This is a genomic window from Actinomadura terrae (assembly GCF_022751215.1).
GTDB classification, from domain to species: Bacteria; Actinomycetota; Actinomycetes; order Streptosporangiales; family Streptosporangiaceae; genus Spirillospora; species Spirillospora terrae.
On record NZ_JAICDG010000010.1, the window covers coordinates 35031 to 60818 of the forward strand.

The 25788-nt window shown below is 73.0% G+C and carries 23 protein-coding genes; 7 read left to right on the forward strand and 16 right to left on the reverse strand.

The features are described 5' to 3' along the window. Positions 1 to 13: 13 nt before the first annotated feature. The 5 genes from alaS to K2F47_RS38785 form a co-directional block, all read right to left on the reverse strand. A complete protein-coding gene (alaS, locus tag K2F47_RS38765) occupies positions 14 to 2683 on the reverse strand; it encodes an alanine--tRNA ligase (protein WP_242911243.1) in 2670 nt (889 codons plus the stop codon). A 2-nt stretch (positions 2684 to 2685) separates the two neighbouring features. Then, complete coding sequence (locus K2F47_RS38770; RefSeq protein WP_242911244.1) at positions 2686 to 3006, reverse strand: DUF6167 family protein; 321 nt, start codon at positions 3004 to 3006, stop codon at positions 2686 to 2688. Then, positions 3003 to 3509 carry a DUF948 domain-containing protein gene (locus tag K2F47_RS38775; protein WP_242911245.1) on the reverse strand — a complete coding sequence of 169 codons (507 nt, stop codon included), beginning with the start codon at positions 3507 to 3509 and terminating at the stop codon, positions 3003 to 3005. The genes K2F47_RS38770 and K2F47_RS38775 overlap by 4 nt, the downstream gene beginning before the upstream one ends. Positions 3510 to 3701: 192 nt before the next feature. After that, positions 3702 to 4970 carry a replication-associated recombination protein A gene (locus K2F47_RS38780; RefSeq protein WP_242911333.1) on the reverse strand — a complete coding sequence of 423 codons (1269 nt, stop codon included), beginning with the start codon at positions 4968 to 4970 and terminating at the stop codon, positions 3702 to 3704. A 140-nt stretch (positions 4971 to 5110) separates the two neighbouring features. Then, the gene (locus K2F47_RS38785) at positions 5111 to 5911 is read right to left on the reverse strand and encodes a phosphatase PAP2 family protein (protein WP_242911246.1); all 801 of its coding nucleotides are present in this window, start codon (positions 5909 to 5911) and stop codon (positions 5111 to 5113) included. 165 nt (positions 5912 to 6076) lie between these two features. Between K2F47_RS38785 and K2F47_RS38790 the strand changes: the two genes are divergently transcribed. From K2F47_RS38790 to K2F47_RS38805, 4 genes are all read left to right on the forward strand, one after another. Then, positions 6077 to 6499 carry a hypothetical protein gene (locus tag K2F47_RS38790; RefSeq protein WP_242911247.1) on the forward strand — a complete coding sequence of 141 codons (423 nt, stop codon included), beginning with the start codon at positions 6077 to 6079 and terminating at the stop codon, positions 6497 to 6499. A 95-nt stretch (positions 6500 to 6594) separates the two neighbouring features. Continuing rightward, entirely contained in the window at positions 6595 to 7266 is a 672-nt protein-coding gene (locus tag K2F47_RS38795) for a thioredoxin-like domain-containing protein (protein ID WP_242911248.1), read from the forward strand. After that, positions 7263 to 7922: a DUF305 domain-containing protein gene (locus K2F47_RS38800; RefSeq protein WP_242911249.1), complete on the forward strand. Its 660-nt coding sequence runs from the start codon at positions 7263 to 7265 to the stop codon at positions 7920 to 7922. Before K2F47_RS38795 ends, K2F47_RS38800 begins: the two co-directional genes overlap by 4 nt. A gap of 76 nt (positions 7923 to 7998) precedes the next feature. Further along, the gene (locus tag K2F47_RS38805) at positions 7999 to 8613 is read left to right on the forward strand and encodes a TIGR03086 family metal-binding protein (RefSeq protein WP_242911250.1); all 615 of its coding nucleotides are present in this window, start codon (positions 7999 to 8001) and stop codon (positions 8611 to 8613) included. Positions 8614 to 8676: 63 nt separating this feature from the next. Here the strand turns inward: K2F47_RS38805 and K2F47_RS38810 are convergent, their stop codons facing one another. Together K2F47_RS38810 and K2F47_RS38815 are read right to left on the reverse strand one after the other, a co-directional pair. Further along, positions 8677 to 9912: a DUF349 domain-containing protein gene (locus K2F47_RS38810; protein WP_242911251.1), complete on the reverse strand. Its 1236-nt coding sequence runs from the start codon at positions 9910 to 9912 to the stop codon at positions 8677 to 8679. A 73-nt stretch (positions 9913 to 9985) separates the two neighbouring features. Continuing rightward, positions 9986 to 10780 carry a peptidylprolyl isomerase gene (locus tag K2F47_RS38815; RefSeq protein ID WP_242911252.1) on the reverse strand — a complete coding sequence of 265 codons (795 nt, stop codon included), beginning with the start codon at positions 10778 to 10780 and terminating at the stop codon, positions 9986 to 9988. A 230-nt stretch (positions 10781 to 11010) separates the two neighbouring features. Here K2F47_RS38815 and K2F47_RS38820 point away from each other — a divergent pair, with 230 nt between their 5' ends. Genes K2F47_RS38820 through aspS form a run of 3 tightly spaced genes read left to right on the forward strand, consistent with a single transcriptional unit; the run spans position 11011 to position 14852 of the window. Next, the gene (locus K2F47_RS38820; RefSeq protein ID WP_242911253.1) at positions 11011 to 11748 is read left to right on the forward strand and encodes an MBL fold metallo-hydrolase; all 738 of its coding nucleotides are present in this window, start codon (positions 11011 to 11013) and stop codon (positions 11746 to 11748) included. A gap of 12 nt (positions 11749 to 11760) precedes the next feature. Then, a complete protein-coding gene (gene hisS / locus K2F47_RS38825; RefSeq protein WP_242911254.1) occupies positions 11761 to 13029 on the forward strand; it encodes a histidine--tRNA ligase in 1269 nt (422 codons plus the stop codon). Beyond that, positions 13026 to 14852, forward strand: coding sequence for an aspartate--tRNA ligase (aspS, locus tag K2F47_RS38830; protein ID WP_242911255.1), 1827 nt, complete (start codon positions 13026 to 13028; stop codon positions 14850 to 14852). Before hisS ends, aspS begins: the two co-directional genes overlap by 4 nt. A gap of 52 nt (positions 14853 to 14904) precedes the next feature. Here the strand turns inward: aspS and K2F47_RS38835 are convergent, their stop codons facing one another. From K2F47_RS38835 to K2F47_RS38875, 9 genes are all read right to left on the reverse strand, one after another. Further along, a complete protein-coding gene (locus K2F47_RS38835) occupies positions 14905 to 17079 on the reverse strand; it encodes a RelA/SpoT family protein (RefSeq protein WP_272498115.1) in 2175 nt (724 codons plus the stop codon). A gap of 573 nt (positions 17080 to 17652) precedes the next feature. Next, positions 17653 to 18177 (reverse strand): adenine phosphoribosyltransferase, encoded by a 525-nt coding sequence (locus K2F47_RS38840; RefSeq protein ID WP_242911256.1) that lies wholly within the window; start codon positions 18175 to 18177, stop codon positions 17653 to 17655. A gap of 205 nt (positions 18178 to 18382) precedes the next feature. After that, complete coding sequence (secF, locus tag K2F47_RS38845; RefSeq protein ID WP_242911257.1) at positions 18383 to 19531, reverse strand: protein translocase subunit SecF; 1149 nt, start codon at positions 19529 to 19531, stop codon at positions 18383 to 18385. 4 nt (positions 19532 to 19535) lie between these two features. Next, the gene (gene secD, locus K2F47_RS38850; RefSeq protein WP_242911258.1) at positions 19536 to 21284 is read right to left on the reverse strand and encodes a protein translocase subunit SecD; all 1749 of its coding nucleotides are present in this window, start codon (positions 21282 to 21284) and stop codon (positions 19536 to 19538) included. A 99-nt stretch (positions 21285 to 21383) separates the two neighbouring features. Beyond that, positions 21384 to 22037 (reverse strand): preprotein translocase subunit YajC, encoded by a 654-nt coding sequence (yajC, locus tag K2F47_RS38855; RefSeq protein WP_242911259.1) that lies wholly within the window; start codon positions 22035 to 22037, stop codon positions 21384 to 21386. Between the two features lie 174 nt (positions 22038 to 22211). After that, positions 22212 to 23279, reverse strand: coding sequence for a Holliday junction branch migration DNA helicase RuvB (gene ruvB, locus K2F47_RS38860; RefSeq protein WP_242911260.1), 1068 nt, complete (start codon positions 23277 to 23279; stop codon positions 22212 to 22214). Then, positions 23276 to 23881, reverse strand: a complete 606-nt coding sequence (ruvA, locus tag K2F47_RS38865; protein ID WP_242911261.1) for a Holliday junction branch migration protein RuvA — start codon at positions 23879 to 23881, stop codon at positions 23276 to 23278. The genes ruvB and ruvA overlap by 4 nt, the downstream gene beginning before the upstream one ends. Then, positions 23878 to 24486: a crossover junction endodeoxyribonuclease RuvC gene (gene ruvC / locus K2F47_RS38870; RefSeq protein WP_242911262.1), complete on the reverse strand. Its 609-nt coding sequence runs from the start codon at positions 24484 to 24486 to the stop codon at positions 23878 to 23880. Before ruvC ends, ruvA begins: the two co-directional genes overlap by 4 nt. Positions 24487 to 24594: 108 nt before the next feature. Beyond that, positions 24595 to 25746, reverse strand: a complete 1152-nt coding sequence (locus K2F47_RS38875) for a GNAT family N-acetyltransferase (protein ID WP_242911263.1) — start codon at positions 25744 to 25746, stop codon at positions 24595 to 24597. Positions 25747 to 25788 lie beyond the last annotated feature (42 nt).

The following is a 25788-nucleotide window of genomic DNA, read 5'->3' on the forward strand; positions in this document are numbered from 1 at the left end:
CCGTGGGCGGGGCTCACGCGGCCCCTACGGCGTTCTCGACGGCGGTGAGCGCCTCCCCGAGGGCCGCGGCGTTCGCGCCGCCTCCCTGGGCGAGGTCGTCCTTCCCGCCGCCCCCGCCCCCGAGGGTCCTGGCGGCCAGGCCGACGAGCGCGCCCGCCTTGAGGCCGCGCTCGCGGGCGCCCTCGGTGACCGCGACCACGACGACCGGGCGGTCCTTCGGGACGCCGCCGACCATGACCACGGCGGGCCGGCCGGTCAGCCGCCCGCGCACGTCGACGGCGAGCTTGCGCAGGTCGTCGGCGCCGGTGCCGTCCGGCGCGCGGTGCCCGACGAACGCGATGCCCCCGACGTCGCGGGCGCCCTCGGCGAGCGACCCGGCGACCGCGAGGACCTGCTGCGAGCGGAGCCGCTCCAGCTCCTTCTCGGCGTCGCGGAGCCGGGTGACGACGCCGGAGATCCGCTCGGGGAGCTCCTCCTTGCGCGCCTTCATCTGCTCGGCGAGCTGCGCGACCAGGACGCTCTCGCGCGCCAGGAAGCGGAACGCGTCGATGCCGACGAGCGCCTCGACGCGGCGCACCCCGGCCCCGATGGACGACTCGCCGAGCACCTTGATCAGGCCGAGCTGCCCCGAGCTCGCGACGTGGGTGCCGCCGCACAGCTCGCGGGAGTAGTCGCCGACCTCCACGACCCGGACGTCATCGCCGTACTTCTCGCCGAACAGCGCGAGCGCGCCCATCGCGCGCGCCTCGTCGAGCGAGGTGTGGAAGGCCCGCACGTCCAGGTCGTTGACCAGGACCTCGTTGACCTCGTCCTCGACGTCGCGCAGCACGCTCACCGGGACGGCGCCGGAGGCGGTGAAGTCGAACCGGAACCGGCCCGGCGAGTTCTCCGAGCCGGCCTGCGCGGCGGACTCGCCGAGCGCGCGGCGGAATCCGGCGTGGACCATGTGGGTCGCGGTGTGCGAGCGGGAGATCGCCCGCCGCCGCTCCACGTCGACCTCGGCGTGCGCGGCGTCGCCGGCCTGCGCCTCGCCGCTGAGCACGCGGCCGCGGTGCACGATGAGCCCGGCGAGCGGCGCCTGCACGTCGGTGACCTCGATGACGGCACCGTTGCCGAGCCTGATCAGCCCCTGGTCGGCGAGCTGGCCGCCGCCCTCGGCGTAGAAGGGCGTGCGGTCGAGGACGACCTCGACCTCGGTGCCCTCGCCCGCCGCCCGCGCGTTGGCGCCGTTGACGAGCAGCCCGACCACGCGGGCGTCGCCGAGCAGGCTGCTGTAGCCGATGAAGTCGACCGTCCCGCCCGCGCCGGTGAGCAGCTCGTCGAGCACCGAGACGTCGAGGTTGCCGGTCTTCTTGTCGCGGGCGTCCTTCTTGGCGCGCTCCCGCTGCTCGCGCATGAGCCTGCGGAAGCCCTCCTCGTCGACCTGGAGGCCCTGCTCGGAGGCCATCTCCAGGGTGAGGTCGATCGGGAAGCCGTAGGTGTCGTGGAGCTTGAACGCCTGCTCGCCCGCCAGCGCGCGGCCCCCGGTCCTCCGGGTCTCCTCCACCGCCGTGTCGAAGATCGCGGTGCCGGTGCGCAGCGTCTGGAGGAAGGAGTCCTCCTCGGCGTCGATGACCGTGTGGATGTTCGGCGCGGTGCGGACGAGGTCGGGGTACTGCTCGCCCATCGCGGCGACCGCGACGGCGGTCAGCTCGTGCATGAGCCCGGCGTCCTGGCCGCCGAGCAGCCGCAGGTTGCGGATCGAGCGGCGCAGGATGCGGCGCAGCACGTAGCCGCGGCCCTCGTTGCCGGGGCGGATGCCGTCGGCGACCATCATCGTCCCGCTGCGGACGTGGTCGGCGACGACGCGCAGCGACACGTCCGCGCGCTGGTCGCGGCCGTACTTCGCGCCGGTCAGCTCGGCGGCACGGTCCAGGACCCGCCACAGCGTGTCGGTCTCGTAGATGTTGTCGACGCCCTGGAGGACCGCCGCCATGCGTTCCAGGCCCATGCCGGTGTCGATGTTCTTGGCGGGCAGGTCGCCGAGGATCGGGAAGTCGGTCTTGCTGTCGCCGGGCCCGCGCTCGAACTGCATGAACACGAGGTTCCACACTTCGAGGTAGCGGTCCTCATCAGCGACGGGCCCGCCCTCGCGCCCGTACTCGGGACCGCGGTCGTAGTAGATCTCCGAGCAGGGCCCGCAGGGGCCCGGGACGCCCATCGACCAGAAGTTGTCCTCCATGCCGCGCCGCTGGATGCGCTCCAGCGGCACCCCGACCTTGCGGTGCCAGATGTCCTGGGCCTCGTCGTCGTCGGTGAAGACGGTCACCCACAGCTTCTCCTCGGGGAACCCGAAGCCGCCCTGCTCGCGCGGCCGGGTCAGCAGGTCCCACGCGAAGGGGATCGCCTGCTCCTTGAAGTAGTCGCCGATGGAGAAGTTGCCCAGCATCTGGAAGAAGGTGAGGTGCCGGGTGGTCCGGCCGACCTCCTCGATGTCGGGGGTCCGGACGCACTTCTGGGCGCTGGCCATCCGCTGCGACGGCGGCGTGCGCTGGCCGAGGAAGTACGGCTTGAACGGGACCATGCCGGCGTTGACCAGCAGCAGGGTCGGGTCCTCGGCGATCAGGCTGGCCGACGGCACCACCGTGTGGCCGCGCTCCTCGTAGAACCGAAGGAAGCGGCGCGCTACCTCTGCCGACTCCATGATCAGTGGCCATCCTTGTCGTCGTCGATGATCGTGTACCTGGCCCGCAGGACCCGGCGGGGCCGGGGGCCGTCGAGCTCGGGCGGAGCCTGGTCCATGCGGACGGCCTCGCGCAGCTCCTCCTCGCGGGCCCGCATCCCGGTACGCACGTCGGCGGCGAAATCCCTCAACCGCTCGCCCGCGCCCTGCCCGGTCGAGACCGCGCGGGCCGCGACGCCCTCGGGCGACCAGGTCCGCGCGATCCGCTCCACGCGACGCTTGACGCGGTGCGTGGCGTAGATGCCGGCGCCCGCCCCGACCGAGAGCCAGAACAGCCTTCTCATCCGCGTCCCTTCCCGTCGGAACGGGCCCGGAGCTCGCGCCGCCCGGACCCGGCGGAGCGGCCCCTGCCCTTCCCCGCGCGCTCGCCCGAGCGCCTGCCCGAGCGCTTGCGCGGCGCCGGGGCGGGCTCCGGGCCGGTGTCGTCCCCCGAGCCCTTCGCCGAACCGCCGAGCGCCTTGCGGACGCCGTAGGAGAACGCGGCGGCCTTCACCACCGGGCCGCCGACGACCGAGGTCATGACGGTCGTGACGGCCGAGACGTTCTGCGTGACGCCCGCGACCTGCTTGGTGATCACGTCGGTGCGGCCGAGCTGCTCGTTGGCGCGGCTGACCGTGCGGGCCATGTCGTCCATCAGCGGGCCGGCCTGCTCGCCGATCTCGCGCACGACCTCGCTGGCCTCGCCGAGCAGCCGCGCGAGGCGCAGCAGCGTCAGCGCGACGAACGTGACGAGCACCGCCCAGAAGACGGCCACGATGAGACCTGCGAGCTGTCCACCAGTGAGCATCGGGGCTTTCCGTTCGACGTGTGTTCGGCTGGGGCCGGGTCAGCAGACCCTACCGTGGGCGCCGGGCCCGGCCGCTCGGGCGATCCAGGCTATCGGGCGAACGCCGCCGATGGCGCGAGCACGGCGCGATCACGGCGTGGGCGTGATCACGACGTGGGAACGCGCCGGCGTCGGGCGGCGCCGTGCGCCGGGTCAGGACGTCCCGTTCGCGCGCGAGCCGCGCAGCACCGACCGGATCCGGGCGAGGACCTCGGTGAAGCGGGACTCGGCGCCGTGCCGGGTCGGGCGGTAGTACTCGCGGCCGTCCACGGCGTCGGGCGCGTACTGCTGCCGGACGACGCCGCCCGGGTGGTCGTGGGCGTACTTGTAGCCCTTCCCGTGGCCGAGCTTCGCCGCGCCCTTGTAGTGCGAGTCGCGCAGGTGCCCGGGGACGGCCCCCGCGAGGCCCTTGCGGACGTCGCCGAGCGCCTCGTCCACCGCCTTGACGACCGCGTTGGACTTCGGGGCGAGGGCCAAGTGGATCACCGCCTGTGCCAGGTTGATGCGGGCCTCGGGCAGGCCGACCAGCTCCACGGCCTGCGCCGCCGCGACGGCGGTCTGGAGGGCGGTCGGGTCGGCCATGCCGACGTCCTCGCTGGCGTGCACGACCAGCCGCCGCGCGATGAACCTCGGGTCCTCGCCGGCCTCGATCATCCGGGCGAGGTAGTGCAGCGCGGCGTCGACGTCGCTGCCCCGGATGCTCTTGATGAACGCGCTGATCACGTCGTAGTGCTGGTCGCCCTCGCGGTCGTAGCGGACGGCGGCGCGGTCCACGGCGCGCTCCAGCACGTCCACGTCGATCGTGCCGCCCTCCTCGACGACGAGGGAGCCCGCCTCCAGGTAGGTGAGCGTGCGGCGGGCGTCGCCGCCCGCGAGCCTGATCAGGTGGTCCTCGGCGGCCGGGTCGAGGCCGACGGCGCCGCCGAGGCCGCGCTCGTCGGCGAGCGCGCGGCGGATCACCTCGCGCAGGTCGTCCTCGCCGAGGGGTTGCAGGGTGAGCAGCAGCGACCGGGACAGCAGCGGGCTGATCACCGAGAAGAACGGGTTCTCGGTGGTGGCGCCGATGAAGGACACCCAGCGGTTCTCCACGGCGGGCAGCAGCGCGTCCTGCTGGGCCTTGTTGAAGCGGTGCACCTCGTCGACGAACAGCACCGTCTGCCGGCCGGTCATGCCGAGCTCGCGGCGGGCCAGGTCGATCTCCGCGCGGACGCGCTTGACGCCGTCGCTGACGGCCGAGACCTCCACGAACCGGCGGGACGTGACGTGGCTCACGACGGTGGCGAGGGTGGTCTTGCCGGTGCCGGGCGGGCCCCACAGGACCAGCGACATCGGCGCGTCCCGGTCGACGAGCTGGCGGATCGGGGTGCCCGGGCCGAGCAGGTGCGCCTGACCGACGACCTCGTCCAGCCCGCGGGGGCGCATCCGCACCGCGAGCGGCTGCTCCACGTCGGTCGCGGCGGCCCTTCCGGCCGCCGGCGGGAACTCCGGCGCCGGGGGCTCCGCCCGGCCGCCGGCGGGATCGTCGAAGAGGCCCTCTGGTTGGCCCGATTCCGCCCTACTGGTCACGCTCCGACACTATCTCGCCGCGCCGCCGCCCCGGTCCCGCCGCGGTCCCGGTCGTCCAGCGCCGGGACCCGGGACGCGGCCCACAGCGCCGCGACGACGATGGCCGATCCGGCGACGCCGTCCAGCCAGTAGTGGTTGGCGGTCAGCACCACGACCAGCAGCGTGACCACGGGATGGGCGGCGGCCAGCCAGCGCCACCGGCCGCGGCCGTAGCGGATCACGCCCCACGCGACCAGCAGCGCCCAGCCGACGTGCAGCGAGGGCATCGCGGCGAACTGGTTGGTCATGCCCTCCCCGGGCTCGGTCGCGTACGCGCTCGGGCCGTAGGCGGTCATCAGGTCCACGAACCCGTGGCCGGGCAGCATTCGCGGCGGCGCCAGCGGGTAGGCGAAGTGGACGAGCAGCGCCGCCGCCGCCGATCCGAGGATCACCGCGCGGACCCGCGGCCAGGCGCGGCGCCGCCAGAAGTACACCCAGACCATGAACACGGTGATCGCGGGGAAGTGCACGCGGACGTAGTACTCGTTGGCGGCCCGGACCCATCCGTCCCAGCGCAGCGCGCCCTTTTGCAGGGACGACTCGTCCGGAAGCCACAGGGAACGCTCCAGCCCCCACACGGCCCGCGCGTGCTCGTAGGCCCGCTCGGGGCGCCCGTCGGCGAGGTGGCGGCCGTAGGCGTAGGCGCCGAACGCCGCCGCCATCAACAGGAACTGCGCGACGGCGGCGAGCGCCTGCGCCAGGCCCGGGACACGCCTGCCGCCGCGCAGTGCCGCCCCCTCGCCCGCCCCTCGCCGCATCCGTTCATCATCCAGCCGCCCCGGACTTGCGCGCGTGCTACGTCAGGAGGGTTCGCCTGGTACGTCAGGAGGGGCGGTGCTCCCTCCCAGGTCCCAGGCGCGGGGGAACCCGGAGGCGGGGTTTGGCGTTGGAACGGCGCGGAGGGTTGAATCAGGAGCGTGACGGTGGCAGGGACGACCCAGCGTCGGCGGCACGGGCTGGCAGGGCTGCTCGTGGCGCTGTTCGTCGTGGCCGGGCTCGTCTTCAGCTACGGGCTGGGCCACGCCCCGCCCGCGCGCGCGTGCACCGAGCACGCGGTGACCGCCCCCGTGGGCGCCCTGGCCGGCCACACCCCGGCCGGGCACGCCCTGCCGCGGGCCGCCGCCGACGTGGCGGTGAGCGTCCCGAAGCCCCCCTCGCACGGCCCCGCCGAGGTCTGCCTGTGCCTGGCCGTGCTGTTCACGCTCCTGGCCCTGGGCCTGCTGGCGGCGGGGCTCGGACGCCCCGTCCGGCGCCTGCCCGCCCGCCTCGGCTGGTCGCCGGCCCTCCCCCGGGGCGGCGTACCGGCGATCTCCCTCTCGTCCTCTCTCCAGGTGCTCCGGCTGTGACGGACCGGCCGTAAGGCCACCGGCACCCGCCGTACCCGCCGTGGTGCGGCACTGCCGCCGTTTCCGGACATCCAGCCAGAGCAGAGGGGACAGCCATGTCCAAGAGCAGTCGGAACAGGAACGCCAGGAACTCCACCACTAAGGGTCCCGGCGCCAAGAACGCCAGTGCCAGGAACACCGCCGCCAGGAACAAGAACAAGAACGTGTTGACGCAGCGGCAGGTGCCGTGGGGCGGCATCGCCTTCTTCACCGTGATCGGCCTGGTGGCGATCGTCGGGATCACCTACGCGTTCATGCAGACCAGGTCGGCGTCGGCGGGGTCGGCGTCGATCTCCGGGCTCGTCCAGAAGGACGGGCTGGGCCGCGACCACACGACCGGCGCCGTCAAGTACGGCGCCAACCCGCCGATGGGCGGCGACCACGACCCCACGTGGCAGAACTGCGACGCGCACGTCTACGACGCACCGCTGCGCAACGAGAACGCGGTCCACTCCCTGGAGCACGGCGCCGTGTGGATCACCTACCGTCCCGGCCTGCCCGCCGAGCAGCTCGACCGGCTCAAGTCCCGGGTCGCCTCCACCGACTACACGTTCCTGAGCCCCTACCCGGCGCTGGACGCCCCGCTCGCGCTCACCGCGTGGGGCCGCCAGGTCAAGCTCCAGGACGCGTCCGACGGGCGCGTGGACGCGTTCCTGCGCGCGTTCGTCAAGGGCCCGCAGACGCCCGAGCCGGGCGCGGCCTGCGACGGGGCCAAGGACACCCCGTGAGCACGCGCGCCCCCGCGCGAGGACGGCGGGTCACCGTCGTCCTCGCGGCGCTCCTCGTCGCCGCGGCGCTCGCAACACTGGCGATGACGCGCTCGAGCGGCCCGCGCCCGGACGGCCCCGAGGCGGGGTTCGCCCGCGACATGAGCGCCCACCACGCGCAGGCCGTCCGGATGTCGTTCCTCGTCCGGGACCGCACGCGCGACCCCGCCGTCCGCCTGCTGGCCTACGACATCATCAACACGCAGTCGGCCCAGATCGGCATGATGACCGCCTGGCTGGACGAGTGGGGGGCGCCCAAGACCGACCCGGCGGGCCCGATGCGCTGGATGACCGGCCACCCCGGCCACGGGAGCGCGTCGGGCACGGCGTCGGGCGGCACGGCGTCGGGCGGGGCGGGCGCGGCGCGGATGCCGGGGATGGCGTCCCGCGAGCAGCTCGCGGAGCTGGAGAAGGCCGAGGGTCGGGACGCCGAGCTGCGCTTCCTGCGCCTGATGATCGCCCACCACCGCGGCGGCGTCGGCATGGCCGAGGCGGTCATCGCCCGCACCGGCCACGACCGCGTGCGGCGGCTGGCCCGCACGATGGTGGACGGCCAGAACGCGGAGATCGCCCTGATGAACCGGATGCTCGCCGAGCGCGGGAGCGCCGCCGCGTGAGCGCCGCCGCGTGAGCGCCGCGCCACCTTCGTGATATCGCTTGACAGCGTCCGCCGATCGCGGGTCACTGACGACCATGGCTCAGGACCTCACCGGCTACCACCGGGCCCTCGACCTGTTCGAGGGCCTGGTGGCCGGCGTCCCCCGGGACGGCTGGGACGCCCCCTCGCCCTGCGCCCGCTGGTCGGCGCTGGACGTCGCGGGCCACGTCACCGGCGGCCAGCACCTGGTCCGCGCGCTGGCGTGCGGCGAGCCCGTCCCCGACGTCACCGAGGACCCGGCGCGGTTCGTCCCCGGCGACGCGCTGGCGGCGTGGCGGGCGGCGCGCGCCGAGTGCGCGGCGGCCCTCACCCCGGACGCGCTGCGGCGCCCCGTCCCGGTGGGGGCGCTGGGCGAGCTGCCGCTGGGCGACTACCTCGGCGGCTACGTCCTGGAGCCGCTGGCGCACGCGTGGGACCTGGCCGTGGCCACCGGCCAGCCGTCCCGGCTGGACCCGGGCCTCGTCCACCACGCCTTCGCGACCGCCCATCTGATCGCGGCGCCGCTGCGCGCGGCCGGGCACCTGGCCCCGGCGCTGCCCGCCGCGCGCGGCGCGGACGAGCAGACCCGCCTGCTGGCCTTCCTCGGCCGCGCCACCGACCGGCATGCCGTCGACGAGCGAACCGCGGACGCGCGAACCCCCGGAGCCTGAGCGCCGCGGTCGAGAGAACCGCCGCGGTCGGGAGGACCGCCGGGGTCGGGGGAACCGCCGGGGTCAGGAGAACTCGGCGAGCGTGCGCTCGGCCTCCTCCAGCCACGCGCGGCGGGCCGACAGCGCCTCCTCGGCGTCCTTGATGTCCTTGTCGCGCCCCGCGCCACGGGCCTTGTCGAGGCGCTGCTCCAGCTGCTCGATGGAGCTGCGCAGCTGGTTGACGGTCGCCTCGGCGCGGGCGCGGGCCTCGGGGTTGGTGCGCCGCCACTCGTTCTCCTCGGCGGAGCGGACGGCCTCCTCGATCTTGCGGAGCCGCCCCTCCAGCCGGTCGCGCTGCTCGCGGGGCACCATCCCGGCGGCCTCCCAGCGCTCCTGGACGGTCCGCAGCGCCTGCCGGGCCGCCCGGACGTCCCGGACGGGCAGCAGCCGCTCGGCCTCGGCGAGGATCTTCTCCTTCTCCTCGGCGTTGCCGCGGAACTCGGCGTCCCGCTCGGCGAACGCCGAGCCGCGCGCCTGGAAGAAGGTGTCCTGCGCGCCCTTGAAGCGGGCCCACAGCTCCTCCTCGGCGTCGCGGGAGGCGCGCCCGGCCAGCTTCCAGCGGCGCATCAGGTCGCGGTAGGCGGCGGCGGTGTCGCCCCAGTCGGTGGACCCGGCCATCGCCTCGGCCTCGGCGACCAGCCGCTCCTTCTCGCGGCGGGCCTCCTCGCGCTGGTCGTCCAGTGTCGCGAAGTAGACCTTGCGGCGCTTGGTGAAGGCGTTGCGGGCGGCCGACAGCCGCTTCCACAGCGCGGTCTCGGTCGGCCGGTCGATGCGGTCGGCGGCCTTCCACTCCTCGACCAGCTTCCGCAGCCGCTCGCCGCCGTTCTTCCAGTGCGTCTCCTCGGCGGCGATCCGCTCGGCCTCGGCGACGATGCGCTCCTTGACCTCGCGGGCCTCGTGCCGGTGCTGCTCGCGCTGGGCCTTGACCTCCTCGCGGCGCCGCCCGACCTGCTCGGTCAGCCCGTCCAGCCGCCGCCCGAGCGACTCCAGGTCGCCCACGGCGTGCGCGTCGGTGACCGCCTCGCGCAGCCGCTCGATGCTCTGCTGCGCCTGCGCGGGCTGCAGGTCGGTGGTGCGGACGCGCTGCTCCAGCAGGCCGATCTCGGTGACGAGCGCGTCGTACTTGCGCTTGAAGTAGGCCAGAGCCTCCTCCGGCGCACCCGCCTGCCAGGACCCCACGACCCGCTCACCGTCCGACGTCCTCACGTAGACGGTGCCGTCCTCGTCCACCCGGCCCCAGGGATCGGTAGCGCTGGACACCCTTGCCTCCTGAATCGCAGGTCCGATCGAGCTCTCGGCCACCGGACCCTCCACACCTTAGTATCCCGTTCGGCTATTTCCCGACGATCGTTACGTCCTGGATCGTGACCTTCTTCTTGGGCGCGCCGTCGAAGCCGGGCTGCCCCTTCTCCTGCTTGTTGTCCTCCACGCCCGCCTTGCCCACCTTCTCCAGCACGTCGACACCCTTGGTGATCTTCCCGAACACGGTGTAGTCGGGCGGGAGCTGCGAATCCGCGTACACCATGAAGAACTGGCTGCCGTTGGTGTCGGGCCCGGAGTTCGCCATCGCGAGCGTGCCCTTGAGGTACTTGGCGCCGGTGGTGTTCTCGTTGGCGTACTGGTAGCCGGGCCCGCCGCGCCCGGTCCCCTTGGGGTCGCCGCACTGGAGCACGCTGAGGGAGCCCCCGCCGGTCAGCCGGTGGCACGGGGTGGAGTCGAAGTAGTTCTTCTGGGCGAGGAACGCGAAGGAGTTCACCGTGCAGGGCGCCTTGGACGCGTCCAGCGACATGACGACGTCGCCCTCGCTGGTCTTGACGGTCGCCTGGACCATCCCGGCGTAGGCGGGCTTCCCCGGCGGCGTGCCGACCTTCTTGGAGTCCCCGGCCTGCGCGGCGTCGACGGGCTTGTAGGCGCACCCCGAGGCCACGGGCTTGGGATCGGTCTTGGGCTTGTCGTCGTCCTTCATGACCACGGCGGCCGCGGTGCCGCCGCCCGCGAGGACGACCACCCCCGCGACGGACCCTATGATCTTGAACCTGCGGGCCCTGGCGGCCTCGGCCTGCCGCCGCTGCTCCTGGCGCTCGTAGCGCTGCCGAGCGAGCTGCTTCTTGCGATCCTTCCCCGCCACGGGCCTGCCTCTCCACGGTGATCAGGTGAACGTGCAGCGCATAGTAGCGGTACCGCGCGCGGGCCGTCGCTCCCGCTGAACGAACGTGGAGGAACCCTCCAGGCCGCCCCCGCCGCGCCCCGGACGCCGGGCTCACGACACGGCGGCCGGGCTATCTCGTTCGCGGTGGCCTCGGCCGCGCCGGTACCCTCGGACACGCCCATCCGAGATGGCTCGAAGGAAGGACGGTCGTGCTCGTCGCCGGGTTCCCCGCTGGATCGCTCGCCGCGAACTGCTACGTCGTGGCGCCCGCCGCGGGTGAGGAATGCGTCATCGTCGATCCCGGCCAGGACGCCGAGGGCGGCATCGAGGAGATCCTCCGCGAGCACCGGCTGAAGCCGGTCGCGGTGCTGATCACGCACGGCCACTTCGACCACGTCATGTCGGTGGCCCCCGTCTGCGGCGCCAGGGACGTCCCCGCCTACATCCATCCGGACGACCGGGTGCTGCTCAGCGACCCCGGCAAGGGGCTGAGCCTCGCCGTCTCCCAGCAGCTGCTCGGCGGCCTGGAGATGAGCGAGCCCGACGACGTGCGGGAGCTCGCCGACGGGACGGCGCTGGAGCTGGCGGGGCTGACCCTCACCGTCGACCACGCGCCCGGCCACTCCCCCGGCTCGGTGACGTTCCGGACGCCCGCGACCGCCGAGCTGCCCGAGGTGATGTTCGCGGGCGACCTGCTGTTCGCCGGGTCGATCGGCCGCACCGACCTGCCCGGCGGGTCGGACGAGGAGATGGCCGCGAGCCTGCGGCGGGTGTGCCTGCCGCGTCCCGACGACACCGCCGTCCTGCCCGGCCACGGCCCGCAGACCACAATCGGCCGCGAGCGCGCGACCAACCCCTTCCTCACGCGGCTCGCGCCGGGCGGCTCTCCCGGTTCGCCGGGCGCGCCGGGCGAGGGGCCGCTGAACGCGCCCACCAAGGGAATCTGAGCCAAGAAGATCATGAGTTCGAGCTTTCAGGCCCCCAAGGGGGTCAGTGAATACGTCCCGCCGCGCGCGGACCTGTTCTACGCCATCCGGGAGGCGTTCGCCGAGCAGGCGCGCCTCGCCGGCTACGGCTACCTGGAGCTGGCCGTCTTCGAGGACACCAACCTGTTCCGGCGGGGCGTCGGCGAGTCGACCGACGTGGTGTCCAAGGAGATGTACACGTTCGAGGACCGGGGCGGCAGGTCGCTGACGCTGCGCCCGGAGTTCACCGCGACCGTGCTGCGCTCCGTCCTGGAGAACAACCTGCACAAGCAGGGCGCGCTGCCGGTCAAGGTGTGGACGAGCGGGCCCGCGTTCCGCGCCGAGCGCCCGCAGCAGGGCCGGTACCGGCAGTTCTACCAGCTCGACCTGGAGGCGATCGGCAGCGAGGACCCGCAGGTCGACGCCGAGACGATCGCGATCGCCGCGAACTGGTACCGCTCGCTCGGCCTGACGCGGGTGCGGCTGCTGCTGAACTCGCTCGGCTGCCGGGAGTGCCGCCCGGCCTACCGGGCGCTGCTCCAGGACTTCCTGCGCGGCCTCGACCTGGACGAGGCGACCCGCGCCCGCATCGAGATCAACCCGCTGCGCGTCCTGGACGACAAGCGCCCGCAGGTCCGGGAGCGGCTCGCGGGCGCGCCGCTGATGGCCGACCACCTGTGCGCGTCGTGCAAGGCCCACCACGACCGCGTCCGCGGGCTGCTGTCCGACCTCGGCATCGGCTGGGAGGACACCCCCACGCTCGTCCGCGGCCTGGACTACTACACCCGCACCACCTACGAGTTCGACCACCCGATGCTCGGCGCGCAGTCGGGCATCGGCGGCGGCGGGCGCTACGACGGCCTGTCGGAGGACATCGGCGGCCCGCCGCTGCCCGGCATCGGGTTCGGCCTCGGCCTCGACCGGACCGTCCTCGCGCTGGAGGCCGAGGGCGCCGCGTTCGCCGCCAAGCCCCGCTGCGAGGTGTTCGGGGTGGCGCTCGGCGACGCGGCGGAGCGCGCGATGTTCGCGCTCGTGGCGGAGCTGCGCGGCGCGGGCGTCGCCGCCGACATGGCGTTCGGGGGCAAGCGGCTCAAGGGCGCCATGAAGGACGCGGACCGGTCGGGTGCCCGCTACGCGGTGATTCTCGGCGAGCGAGATATCACGGACGGCGTCGCCCAGGTCAAGGATCTGACCGAGGGCGAGCAGACCGCCGTCCCCCTCGCCGACATCACCCCGACGTTGAAGGAAAGGCTTTCGAGATGATCCGCACGCACGAGGCGGGGACGCTCCGCAAGGAGCACGCCGGGCAGCAGGTCACGCTGGCCGGCTGGGTGGGACGCCGCCGCGACCACGGCGGCGTCACGTTCATCGACCTGCGCGACGCGTCCGGCACGGCGCAGGTCGTGTTCCGCGAGGAGGAGGGCCCGGACGGCGCCGCCGAGGCGGCCCCCGCCGGCGGCGCGGGCGCCGTGGTGAGCGGCGTCGCGCACGACCTGCGCGCCGAGTTCTGCGTCAAGGTCACCGGCGAGGTCCGGGTGCGGCCCGCCGGGAACGAGAACCCGGAGCTGCCCACCGGCGACATCGAGGTCGCCGCCACCGAGATCGAGGTCCTGTCGGACTCGGCGCCGCTGCCGTTCCCGATCGAGGGCGACGTCAACGTCAACGAGGAGATCCGGCTCCGGTACCGCTACCTCGACCTGCGCCGCGACGCCGTCGCGCGGGCGATGCGGGTCCGCTCGGAGGCGACGTTCATCACCCACGAGGTGATGCGCGAGCACGGCTTCGTCAACATCGAGACGCCCACCCTCACCCGGTCGACGCCCGAGGGCGCCCGCGACTTCCTCGTCCCCGTCCGGCTCCGGCCCGGCCACTGGTACGCGCTGCCGCAGTCGCCGCAGCTGTTCAAGCAGCTCCTCATGGTCGCCGGGATGGAGCGCTACTACCAGATCGCGCGCTGCTACCGCGACGAGGACTTCCGCGCCGACCGGCAGCCCGAGTTCACCCAGATCGACATCGAGATGTCGTTCGCCGAGCAGGACGACGTCCTGCGGGTCGGCGAGGACCTCGTCGCCCGGCTGTGGAAGGACGTCGCGGGATACGAGATTCCCCGTCCGATCCCCCACATCACCTACGCCGACGCGATGGCCCGCTACGGCTCCGACAAGCCCGACCTGCGGTTCGGCAACGAGCTGACCGACCTGACCGAGTACTTCGCGGGCACCGCGTTCCGGGTGTTCCAGGCGCCCTACGTCGGCGCGGTGGTCATGCCGGGCGGCGCGTCCCAGACCCGCAAGGAGCTGGACGGCTGGCAGGACTGGGCGAAGGCGCGCGGCGCCCGGGGCCTCGCCTACGTCCTCGTCGGCGAGGACGGCACGCTCGGCGGCCCCGTCGCCAAGAACCTCTCCGACTCCGAGAAGTCCGGGCTCGCCGCCGCGACCGGCGCGGCCGCCGGTGACGCGATCTTCTTCGGCGCCGGGAAGCGGCACGCCACCCAGGAGCTGCTCGGCGCGGCCCGCCTGGAGATCGGCCGGCGCGGGAACCTGATCGACGAGTCGGCCTGGGAGTTCGTCTGGGTCGTCGACGCGCCGATCTTCGAGCCCGTCGAGGACGAGAAGGGCGAGCAGATCGGCTGGACGTCGGTCCACCACCCCTTCACCGCGCCCAAGCCGCAGTTCGCCGACTCCTTCCACGAGGACCCGGGCGCCGCGCTCGCCGACGCCTACGACCTCGTCCTGAACGGCACGGAGATCGGCGGCGGGTCGCTGCGCATCCACCGCGCCGAGACCCAGCAGCGGGTGTTCGACGTGCTCGGGCTGTCCAAGCAGGAGGCCGAGTCGCAGTTCGGGCACCTGCTGGAGGCGTTCAAGTTCGGCCCGCCGCCGCACGGCGGCATCGCCTTCGGCTGGGACCGGACCGTCATGCTCCTGTCCCGCCAGGACACGATCCGCGACGTGATCGCGTTCCCCAAGGCGGCGTCCGGCACCGACCCGCTGACCGACGCGCCGACCACGATCACCGCGCGGCAGCGCGCGGAAGCGGGCGTCGACGTGATCCCCGAAGAGGACGAGGCCCCCGCCGAGGCCTAGGAACGGTTCAGGGCGGCCGCTCCGCGCGGCCGCCCTGGAACGCCTCGTCGTGCTATCGGGTCGCGCCGCTGGTCACCCGGTAGACGTCGTACACGCCGTCTATCGACCGGACGGCCTTCAGCACGTGGCCGAGGTGCTTCGGGTCGCCCATCTCGAAGGTGAAGCGCGACACCGCGACCCGGTCGCGGGTGGTGGTGACCGACGCCGACAGGATGTTGACGTGCTGGTCGGACAGGACGCGCGTCACGTCCGACAGCAGCCGGGGCCGGTCGAGGGCCTCGACCTGGATCGCCACGAGGAAGACCGAGTCCTCGCCCGGGGACCACTTCACGTCGATCAGGCGGTCGGGCTGGGCCTTCAGGCTCGCGATGTTCGAACAGTCGGCGCGGTGCACCGACACGCCGTGGCCGCGGGTGACGAAGCCGACGATGTCGTCGCCGGGGACGGGCGTGCAGCAGCGCGACAGCCGCACCCACACGTCGGGGTCGTCGGCGACGACGACGCCCGGGTCGCCGGCGGGACGGTTCCGCTTGCGCCGCGTCGGGAACGCGATCTCGGCGAGGTCCTCCTCGGCGCTCTCCACGCCGCCGAGGGCCTCCACGAGCCGCTGCACGACGGTCTGCGCGGAGACGTGCCCCTCGCCGACCGCCGCGTACAGCGACGAGACGTCGGTGTAGCGCATGTCGCGGGCGAGGGCGAGCAGCGCCTCACCGGACATCATGCGCTGGAGCGGCATGTTCTGCTTGCGCATCGCGCGGGCGATGGAGTCCTTGCCGGACTCGATCGCGGTGTCGCGGCGCTCCTTGGAGAACCAGTGCTTGATCTTGTTGCGGGCGCGGGCGCTCTTGATGAAGCCGAGCCAGTCGCGGCTCGGGCCCGCGTCCTGCGACTTGGAGGTGAACACCTCGACGGTGTCGCCGTTGTCGAGGGTCGATTCGAGGGGGACGAGGCGGCCGTTGACGCGGGCGCCGATACATCGGTGCCCGACCTCGGTGTGGATCGCGTACGCGAAGTCGACGGGGGTCGCGCCCTGCGGCAGCGCGATCACGTCGCCCTTCGGGGTGAAGACGAAGACCTCCGAGACCGACAGGTCGAACCGCAGCGACTCCAGGAACTCGGCGGGGTCGGCGGTCTCCTTCTGCCAGTCCAGCAGCTGGCGGAGCCACTGCATGTCGCCGGCCTTGCGGCCGCCGACGGTCTCCTCCTTGTACTTCCAGTGCGCGGCGACGCCGTACTCGGCGCGGCGGTGCATGCCCCAGGTGCGGATCTGCAACTCGACGGGCTTGCCCTCGGGCCCGATGACCGTCGTGTGCAGCGACTGGTACATGTTGAACTTCGGCATCGCGATGTAGTCCTTGAACCGGCCGGGGACCGGGTTCCACCGCGCGTGGATCGAGCCGAGGGCGGCGTAGCAGTCGCGGACGCTGTCGACGAGGACCCGGATGCCGACCAGGTCGTAGATGTCGTCGAAGCTGACGTCCCGCGCGATCATCTTCTGGTAGATCGAGTAGTAGTGCTTGGGCCGCCCGGTGACGGTCGCCTTGATCCGCGCCTCGCGCAGGTCGGTCGAGACGTTCTCGATCACTTCCTGGAGGTAGACGTCGCGGCGGGGGGCGCGCTCGGACACCAGGCGGGCGATCTCGTCGAACCGCTTGGGGTACATCGTCGCGAACGCGAGGTCCTCCAGCTCCCACTTGAGCGTGTTCATGCCGAGGCGGTGCGCGAGCGGCGCGAACACCTCCAGCGTCTCGCGGGCCTTCTTCTCCTGCTTGTGCCGGGGCATGTAGCGCAGCGTGCGCATGTTGTGCAGCCGGTCGCCGAGCTTGATCACCAGGACGCGGATGTCGCGGGACATCGCCACGACCATCTTGCGGACGGTCTCGGCCTCGGCCGCCTCGCCGTACTTGACCTTGTCGAGCTTGGTGACGCCGTCGACCAGCGCGGCGATCTCGTCGCCGAAGTCGGTGGCGAGCTCCTCCAGCGTGTAGGGGGTGTCCTCGACGGTGTCGTGCAGCAGCGCCGCGCACAGGGTCTCGGTGTTCATGCCGAGTTCGGCGAGGATCGTCGCGACCGCGAGCGGGTGGGTGATGTAGGGGTCGCCGCTCTTGCGCTTCTGGTGCCGGTGGTAGTGCGCGGCGACGTCGTAGGCGCGCTCGATCAGCCGGAGGTCCGCCTTCGGATGGGTGTTGCGGACCGTCTTGATGAGTGGTTCGAGTACCGGGTTCATAGTGGGACCGCGCTGGGCGCCCAGCCTGGCGAGCCTGCGGCGCACCCGGGCGGCGGACGGCGGGATGGTGGTGGACGTGGAGGAGGGGCCCTCGGCGGCGGGGCCGTCGGCGGTGGCCGCGCTCCCGGGCGTCGCGGCGGGGGCGGCGGGCGCGGCGGGCCGGTCGGACGGTGCCCGCTCGGCCGGGGTCCGCTCGGGCGCCGCGTTGCCCGGCGGCGCGCTGTCGGACGACGCCCTGCCTGCGGGCGGCCGGTCACCCGAGGGTGCGGCCGGTGGGCGCGCGGCGGCGGACGGCGATGGAGCGGACGACTGGGCGGGCGGGCGCCCGGGCGGCTGGGCGGGAGGCATGGCGGAGGGCGGCACGCCCGATGCCTCGGCGGTCCCGGCCTCGGCGCCGCCCCGTTCGGGGCGGGATCCGGCCGTGGGATCCGCCGCGGTGTCGGTCACCGCGTCGGTCGATACCACCTCACCTGGCACTCAGCCTCCCTGGTCAGTGCGGGCGCGGCTCCCCGGCCGCCCCGCGGGCCGGCGACCGGCCCGGATTCCGCCAGTGTATCCGGCCCCTTTTTGGTGCTAGACCGTAACCAGCGAATGGACGTCCACATTCCCGAGCTGCTCGCGTCCCCGCAGGAACGACAGCTCGATCAGGACGCTGATCCCGGCGACCTCCCCGCCGCCTCGGCGGACGAGATCGACGGCCGCTTTGGCCGTCCCGCCGGTGGCCAGCACGTCGTCGACGATCAGCACCCGGTCACCGGGGCCGAAGGCGTCGACGTGCATCTCGATCGTCTCGGTCCCGTACTCGAGATCATAGGTCTCCTCGTGCGTCCGCGAGGGCAGCTTTCCCTTTTTGCGCACCGGAACGAAGCCCGCGCCGAAGTGGTAGGCGACGGGCGCGGCGATGATGAAGCCGCGCGCCTCGATCCCCACGATCTTGTCGATGGTGCCGCGGCCGTGGTGGTTGACGATCGTGTCCACCACGCCCGCGAACGCGACGTGATCGGCGAGCAGCGGCGTGATGTCCTTGAACACCACTCCCGGCTTCGGATAGTCGTCCACGTCGCGGATCCGCTCCCGGATCAGCTTGTCGAGGTCCACGCTCGTCTCCCTGTGCTGAGTACCGCTCGTGCTGAGTACCACTGTGCTGAGTACCACTGTGCTGAGTACCACGGTGGTGGGTACCGCGGCCGATCCCCTGATGATGGGCTCCACCGCTCAAGGGACGGCCGTGCACGCGTCCCCTCCCGTTCGGGAGGGGCGCGGGCACGGCCGGTTGGTCCCTACCTGTGCTTGCCTGCGCGTACTACTTGTTCCGGCGTTGTTGGCGGCTGCCGCGCTTGGGCTGCTGCCGCGGCCCCTGCTGCACCACCTTGCGGACGGTGACGCTCGCCTTTACGTCCTCGGCGCCGCCGTCCCCGTCGCCGGCGTCGCCCGGGTCGTCATCGGCGGCCCCGGTCGCCTGGGTGACCTTGGCGGCCTTGGCCTGCCGCTTCGCGCTGTGCTCGCGGCGCGCGATGTTGGCGCGGATCGCCTTGTACTTCGGCTCGCGCTCCTTGAGCTGCACGAGCAGCGGCGTCGCCACGCACAGCGAGGAGTAGGTACCGATGATCATGCCGACGAACAGGGCCAGCGACAGGTCCTTCAGCGTGCCCGCGCCGAACAGCGTGGTACCGATGAACAGGATCGCGCCGACCGGCAGGATCGCGACCAGGGAGGTGTTCAGCGAGCGGACCAGGGTGCTGCTGAGCGCCTGGTTCGCCGCCTCGCTGTAGGTCGTCCTGGAGGTCGCGGTGAGCGGTCTGGTGACCTCCTTGATCATGTCGAAGACCACGACCGCGTCGTACAGCGAGTAGCCGAGGATCGTCAGGAAGCCCAGCAGGGTCGCCGGGGTGACCTCGAAGCCCGACCAGGCGTACACGCCCGCGGTGATGACCAGGTCGTGGACGAGCGCGACCACCGCGGCCAGCGCCATCCGCCACTCGAACGCCACCGACAGGTAGCCGATGATCAAGATCATGAAGACGACCAGCGCCTGCCAGGCCTTCTTCTGGATCTCGCCGCCCCACGAGGCGCCGACGACCTGGGTGCTGACCTTGCTCTCCGGCACGCTCAGCTGCCGGGTGACGTTCTTCTTGATCTCCGAGACCTGGGCCGAGGACAGGCTCTCGGTGGTCACCCGCCAGTCGCCGCCGGCCTTCTGGACGATCGCCTGGTGCGCGCCGCCGCCGGTGACGGCGCCGCGCACGTCCTCGATCGAGTGGCCGGAGGCCTTGAAGGTGAAGACCGACCCGCCCTTGAACTCCACGCCGATGTTGAGGCCCTGGACGAGCAGGCCCGCGATCGACAGCACCAGCAGCAGCCCGGAGATCGAGTACCAGATCTTCGGCTTGCCGACGATGTCGGCGCTGATCTCGCCCCGGTAGATCCGGGAGATCGCCGCACGCAGCCCCATTTCCTCAGACCTCCTGGCTCGTCGTGCGCGCGGCCTTCGAGGCCGCCGAGTTCTGCGCGGACCTGCGCAGCCGCTTGGCGTCCAACCCGGACAGCGGATGGCCGCGGCCGAAGAAGTCGGTGCGCGACAGCAGCGCGACCATCGGCTTGGTGAAGAAGAACACCACGACGACGTCGATCAGCGTCGTGAGACCCATCGCGAACGCGAAGCCCCGCACGCCGCCGACGGCGAGGAAGTACAGCACCAGCGCGGCGAGGAAGGTGACGGCGTCGGCGACCAGGATCGTGCGCCGGGCCCGCTTCCACGCGTTCTCCACCGACGAGCGCAGCTTGCGGCCGGCGCGCAGCTCGTCCCGCAGCCGTTCGAAGTAGACGATGAACGAGTCCGCGGTGATGCCGATGGAGACGATCAGGCCGATGATGTGCGGGAGCGAGAGCCGGAAGCCCATGCCCTCACCGAGGATCACGACCGAGACGTAGGTGATCGCCGAGGCCACCGCGAGGCTGGACACGGCCACCAGGCCGAGGCCCCGGTAGTAGAGCATGCAGTACAGCACGACCAGGCCGAGGCCGATCCCGCCGGCGATCAGGCCGCCCTCCAGCTGGTCGGCGCCGAGCGTGGAGGACACCTCGTCGATGGAGCTCTGGGTGAACTCCAGCGGCAGCGCGCCGTACTTGAGCACGTTGGCGAGGTCGGTGGCGTACTGCCGGTTGAAGCTGTCGGGCGGGCCGTCGATGCTGGCGGTGCCGCCGTTGATCGCGCCCCGGTTGATGCTGGGCGCCGAGACGACCTGGCCGTCCAGGACGATCGCGATCTGCGCCTGCGGGGAGCTCGGGTTCTGCTGGTAGGCGCGGTAGGCCTCGGTGGTGACCTCGCCGAACTGGCGGCCGCCCTTGCCGTCGAACTTCAGCGAGACCGACCAGCTCGCCTGGCCCTGCTGGGAGTCCGGCGGCATCGCGTTGGCGCCGTCGACGTTCTCGCCGAGGACCCGCACGGGCCCGAGGATGTACTTGGTGACCTGGCCGTTCTCTTCCTTCTGGTCACAGGCCGCGACCCACTTGCGGTTCGGGTCGTTGGACCCGGGCGCGCGCCGGTCGCCGGTGTAGCAGTTGAGCGCCTCGAACTGCTTGATGACGTTCTTGTCGTCGATGCCGGAGTAGTCCTGCTGCGGCTGTTGAGGCTGCTGGGGGATGCCCGACGGGACGCCCGTGGGCGTCCCCGAGGGGGTGCCGGACGGGGTCGCCGAGCCGGACGGCGTCGGGGTCGGCGCGGTGAGCGCCTGCGACAGCGCCCGCCCCCGCGGGGTGGCGGACGGGGAGCCCGACGGCGACGCCGAGGCCGACGCGGACGGCGAGGGGCTGGCCTTGCCGTCCTTCTTGCCCGTCGGTGTCGGCGTCGGCGTCTGGGGGGCGGGCGCCCCGGTGGTCGGCTTGCCGTCGGCGATCGCGAACGCCTGGCGGAACTGGAGCTTGGCCGTCGTCCCGATCAGCGAGACGACGCGCCCCTGGCCCTCGCCCGGCACGTTCACGACGATGTTGTTGCTGCCCTGCTTGGCGACCTCCGCGTCGGAGACGCCCAGCCCGTTGACGCGCTGCGTCATGATCTTGACGGCCTGGTTCATCTGCGAGGACGGGGGATTCTTCCCCGACTCGGTCTTGGCCGTGAGGGTGACGGTGGTCCCGCCCGCGAGGTCCAGCCCCAGCTTGGGCGTGGTCCGCCCTTGCAGGACGGCCACGCAGGCCAGCACCACCATGATCGCGAAGAGCGCTAGGAGCGTGCGCCCTGGCTTGGGGACATTGCTAGGCGGAGCCACTGGTCGTTATTCCCGTCTTGTATCGGTGCCGGAGGGGCGTCAGGCCGAGGGCTTCTCCGCGGCCTTCGCCTTCACGCGCACCCTCGACCTGGACCCGGTCTTGGCGGCCGGGGCGTCGGTGTCCGCGACGTCCGCGGCCGTGGCCCCGGAGCCTTCGGCGACCTCGACGGACTCGGCGCCCTTGGAGCGCCTGGAGCCCTTGGCGTCGTCGTCGTCGCCGTCCTCGTCCGCGGAGTCGTCGGCGGAGGCGGTGTCGTCGGCGGCGCCGGTGTCGTCGGCCTTGCCGGCCTCGCCACCGCCGGCCGCACCGGACTTGGTCAGCTCGACACGCCCCGCGTCCTCGGCCTCGTCCTCGTCGTCCTCGTCGAGCTCGTCGTCGACGTCCTCGGGCTCGTCGTCCTTGAGGACCTGCATGACGGCCTGCTTGAGGAAGTGGACCTCGACGCCGGGGGCGATCTCCAGGAGAAGCCCGTCGTCGTCGACCTCCACGACGGTGGCGCGCATGCCGCTGGTCGTCAGCACCCGGGCGCCGGGTTCCATACGGCTCTGCATCTGCGCCTGCTCCTTGCGGCGCCGGCTCTGCGGCCGGATCAGCAAGAAGTAGAAGACCAGGGGCACGGCGAGGAGGAGCAGCAGGTTGAAACCCCCGCCGCCGCCGCCACCCGCCGCGATAATCATGTCGCTGCCGCCCATTACTGGGGCATCCTTCCGATGTGGTTTGCCCAGCCTGTGACCGAGGCGGTCACTCCCGCGGGACCGTCGGCTGGGGACGGTGAACCAAGTCCCGGAGTCTAGAGAGTACGCGAGACCCCGGCAACGACGTGACGATCGGTGACGCCGGGAAGTTCCCAAGCCGTTATCCGATGATCACTCCCCCGTGCCCTCCGCCTCCCCGTCCACGTCGAAGAGCGTGCCGGTCAGCGGCGCGGCGGGCGGCGGCGTGAGGCCGAGGTGGGCCCAGGCGGCGCCGGTCGCGACGCGGCCGCGCGGCGTGCGGGCGAGCAGACCCTGCCGGACGAGGAAGGGCTCGGCGACGACCTCGACGGTCTCGGGCTCCTCCCCCACCGACACCGCCAGCGTCGACAGCCCCACCGGTCCCCCGCCGAACTTGCGCAGCAGCGATCCGAGGACGGCCCGGTCGAGCCGGTCGAGGCCGCGCTCGTCCACCTCGTAGAGCTTCAGCGCGGCCCGGGCGAGCTCCCGGTTGATCAGGCCGTCGGCGCGGACCTCGGCGTAGTCGCGGACGCGGCGCAGCAGCCGGTTGGCGATCCGGGGGGTGCCCCGGGACCGGCCGGCGATCTCGGCGGCGCCGTCGTCGGTGATCTCCACGTCCAGCAGCCGCGCCGACCTGCGGACGATCACCTCCAGCTCGGCGGGGCCGTAGAAGTCCATGTGCGCGACGAACCCGAACCGGTCGCGCAGCGGGCCGGGCAGCATCCCGGCCCGGGTGGTGGCGCCCACCAGCGTGAACGGCGCGATGTCGAGCGGGATGGCGGTGGCGCCGGGGCCCTTGCCGACGACGACGTCGACCCGGAAGTCCTCCATCGCCATGTAGAGCATCTCCTCCGCGGGCCGCGCCAGCCGGTGGATCTCGTCCAGGAACAGCACCTCGCCCTCGGCGAGCGTGGACAGCACCGCCGCGAGGTCGCCCGCCCGCTCGATCGCGGGCCCGGAGGAGATCCGCAGCGGCTGCCCCAGCTCCGCGGCGATGATCATGGCGAGGGTGGTCTTGCCGAGGCCGGGGCCGCCCGACAGCAGGACGTGGTCGGGGGTGCGGCCGCGCCGCAGCGCGCCGTGCAGCACGAGCGAGAGCTGCTCGCGCACCCGCTCCTGCCCGACGAAGTCGTCGAGCTTCTTCGGCCGCAGCGCCGCCTCGATCACCTGCTCGTCGACGTTCTCGGCGTCCGCGGAGACGAGCCGTTCCTCCTCGCTCATCCGCTGAGCTTCCGCAGCGCGGACTTGAGCAAGGCGGCGACCGGGGGCGTCTCCCCGCCGTCCAGGTCGGCGGCGACGGCCTCCACGGCGGCGTCGGCGTCCTTGGCCGACCAGCCGAGGTTGATCAGCCCGGCCTGGACCTGGGCGCGCCACGCCTGGGCGGGGTTCGCCGCGCGGGCGGCGGGCGCGCCGTCCCCGACGGGCCCGCCGAGCCGGTCCTTCAGTTCCAGGACGATGCGCTGGGCGCCCTTCTTCCCGATCCCCGGGACGCGCGTGAGCGCGGCCAGGTCCTCGGCGGCCACGGCGTGCCGCAGCGCGTCGGGGGTGTGGACGGCGAGCATCGCCAGCGCCAGCCGGGGCCCGACCCCGCTGGCGGTCTGGAGCAGCTCGAACACGGTGCGCTCGTCGTCGTCGGCGAACCCGAACAGGGTGAGGGAGTCCTCCCGGACGACCAGGGACGTCGGCACCCGGGCCTGGTCGCCGACCCGCAGTCCGGCCAGGGTGGCGGGGGTGCACTGCACCGCGTACCCGACGCCGTGCACGTCGATCACCGCCCCGTCGGGTCCGGCGGCGGCCACCTGGCCGCTGACGAAGGCGATCACTGGCTGGTTCCTCCTCTGGTCGGGGCGGTGCGGGCGGCGTTGGCGGCCTGGGCGCGGGCGGCGAGGCGCTCGCGTTCGGCGCGCGCCGCGTCCTCGATCCGCGTCCGCTGCTCGTGCGCCAGCCGCCGCTGCGCGCCGCCCCGCCACACGTGGCAGATGGCGAGCGCCAGCGCGTCGGCCGCGTCGGCGGGCTTCGGCGCCGTCTCCAGGTTCAGCAGCCGCGTCACCATCCGGGTCACCTGCGCCTTGTCGGCGCGGCCGTTGCCGGTGACGGCGGCCTTGGCCTCGCTCGGGGTGTGCAGCGCGACCGGCAGCCCGCGGCGGGCGGCGGCGAGCATGGCGATCCCGGCGGCCTGGGCCGTGCCCATCACCGTGCGGACGTTGTGCTGGGAGAACACCCGCTCGACGGCGACGGCCTCGGGGGCGAGCTCGTCCATCAGCGCCTCGACGCCGCGCTCGATGCCGAGCAGCCGGAGGGCGTGGTCCTCGTCCGGATCGGTGCGGACGACCGCCACGTGCACCAGGTGGAGCCGCCGCCCCGGGGCGCCCTCGACGACCCCCACCCCGCACCGGGTGAGCCCGGGGTCCACCCCCATCACCCGCACGGCCGCTCCTTCGATCATCTGTTCGGTCGGTCACGCTACCAAGCCAGCATCCCACCCCGCTCGGTGGCGGCGGACGTGTCGCGGAAGTAATCCACTTCCGCGAAGGCCCTAGAAGTGGTCCAGCGAGAAGGGCGTGGCTGCGAAGGGCGCCGTGAGCGCGCCCGCGTCGCCGCCCTGGAGCAGCCCCGAACGGCGCAGGGTGGCGACCGGGACGCCCGCGTAGAGCGCGGCGAGGCCGCGCGGCCCGAGCCGGACGGCGTCCGGATGTGGGGCGGAACGTTCCAGCCGACCGCGGCCGTCCGCGACCGAGAGCAGCCAGTGGCCGGAGTTCGACGGGCGCTGCGGATCGTCGATCAGCAGCGGCACCTCGACGCCCACCCCGGCCGGATAGCCGCGCGCCTCGATCGCGGCGGGCGCGTCGACCACGCGCAGCATCCACTGGACGCGGCGGACGTGGTCGACCTCGCGCTCGGCGGGCAGCCACAGCGCCGCGTCCATGGGCCCGACGCACGCGTGCACGGTCGGCGCCGTCGACGAGCCGGACCCGACGATCGCCCACAGCGCCCGCAGCGTGCGCTCCGACGCCGCGACGAGCCGGGCGACCTCCAGCGCCGCGTTGCCGTCCGCCCAGCGGAAGGTGAGGAACCCGTCATCGGCCAGGTAGGAGAAGTCGTTTTCGTCGGCGAGCAGGACCCGCCAGTTCGCGTCCGCCCATCCGATCGGACCGCAGTCGCCCGCGCCCTCGTGGACGCGGCGGATGACGGCCGCGACCTCGGCGGCGTCCGCCGTGCCGGCGCGGCGCACCGGGACGCGCTCGGCCGCGATCCCCCGCAGCGCCTCGGCCGGAATGTCGATCTCGTGCTGGGCGCCCGCGTGCTCCCAGCCGAGCGACCGGTAGAGCCGCGTCGTCGCCGGGTACAGCATGGACAGCGGGTGCCCGAACGCGGCGCACCGCTCCAGCAGATGGGCCATCAGCATGCGGCCGAGCCCCCGGCCGCGCTCCTCCGGGGCGACCGCGACCGCGCTGACGCCCGCCATGGGCACCGCGCGGCCGTGCCACCACTGCGTCATGTCGTGCAGGCGCCCACTGGCGACGACGCGCCCACCGTCGAAGACCGCGAACTGCCGTCCGGCCTCCACCGCGGCGCGGTTGAAGCGCAGCGCCCGCTCCCACTCCTCCTGCGAGCAGGGGCCGAAGGCGCGGGTCCGGAGGTCGCGGGTGGCGTCCAGCTCACCGGGTTCCAGGGGGCGGATCTCCATGATCCAGACCGTACCCGCCGCCGGTGGCACGCGGCGGGCCGG

Coding starts and splice junctions, on each gene's coding strand:
- alaS (WP_242911243.1), bottom strand. CDS start 2,683: ATGGAGTCGGCAGAGGTAGCGCGCCGCTTCCTTCGGTTCTACGAGGAG.
- K2F47_RS38770 (WP_242911244.1), bottom strand. CDS start 3,006: ATGAGAAGGCTGTTCTGGCTCTCGGTCGGGGCGGGCGCCGGCATCTAC.
- K2F47_RS38775 (WP_242911245.1), bottom strand. CDS start 3,509: ATGCTCACTGGTGGACAGCTCGCAGGTCTCATCGTGGCCGTCTTCTGG.
- K2F47_RS38780 (WP_242911333.1), bottom strand. CDS start 4,970: ATGCGCCCCCGCGGGCTGGACGAGGTCGTCGGTCAGGCGCACCTGCTC.
- K2F47_RS38785 (WP_242911246.1), bottom strand. CDS start 5,911: ATGCGGCGAGGGGCGGGCGAGGGGGCGGCACTGCGCGGCGGCAGGCGT.
- K2F47_RS38795 (WP_242911248.1), top strand. CDS start 6,595: ATGTCCAAGAGCAGTCGGAACAGGAACGCCAGGAACTCCACCACTAAG.
- K2F47_RS38805 (WP_242911250.1), top strand. CDS start 7,999: ATGGCTCAGGACCTCACCGGCTACCACCGGGCCCTCGACCTGTTCGAG.
- hisS (WP_242911254.1), top strand. CDS start 11,761: ATGAGTTCGAGCTTTCAGGCCCCCAAGGGGGTCAGTGAATACGTCCCG.
- aspS (WP_242911255.1), top strand. CDS start 13,026: ATGATCCGCACGCACGAGGCGGGGACGCTCCGCAAGGAGCACGCCGGG.
- K2F47_RS38835 (WP_272498115.1), bottom strand. CDS start 17,079: ATGAACCCGGTACTCGAACCACTCATCAAGACGGTCCGCAACACCCAT.
- secF (WP_242911257.1), bottom strand. CDS start 19,531: ATGGGGCTGCGTGCGGCGATCTCCCGGATCTACCGGGGCGAGATCAGC.
- secD (WP_242911258.1), bottom strand. CDS start 21,284: ATGGTGGTGCTGGCCTGCGTGGCCGTCCTGCAAGGGCGGACCACGCCC.
- yajC (WP_242911259.1), bottom strand. CDS start 22,037: ATGGGCGGCAGCGACATGATTATCGCGGCGGGTGGCGGCGGCGGCGGG.
- ruvB (WP_242911260.1), bottom strand. CDS start 23,279: ATGAGCGAGGAGGAACGGCTCGTCTCCGCGGACGCCGAGAACGTCGAC.
- K2F47_RS38875 (WP_242911263.1), bottom strand. CDS start 25,746: ATGGAGATCCGCCCCCTGGAACCCGGTGAGCTGGACGCCACCCGCGAC.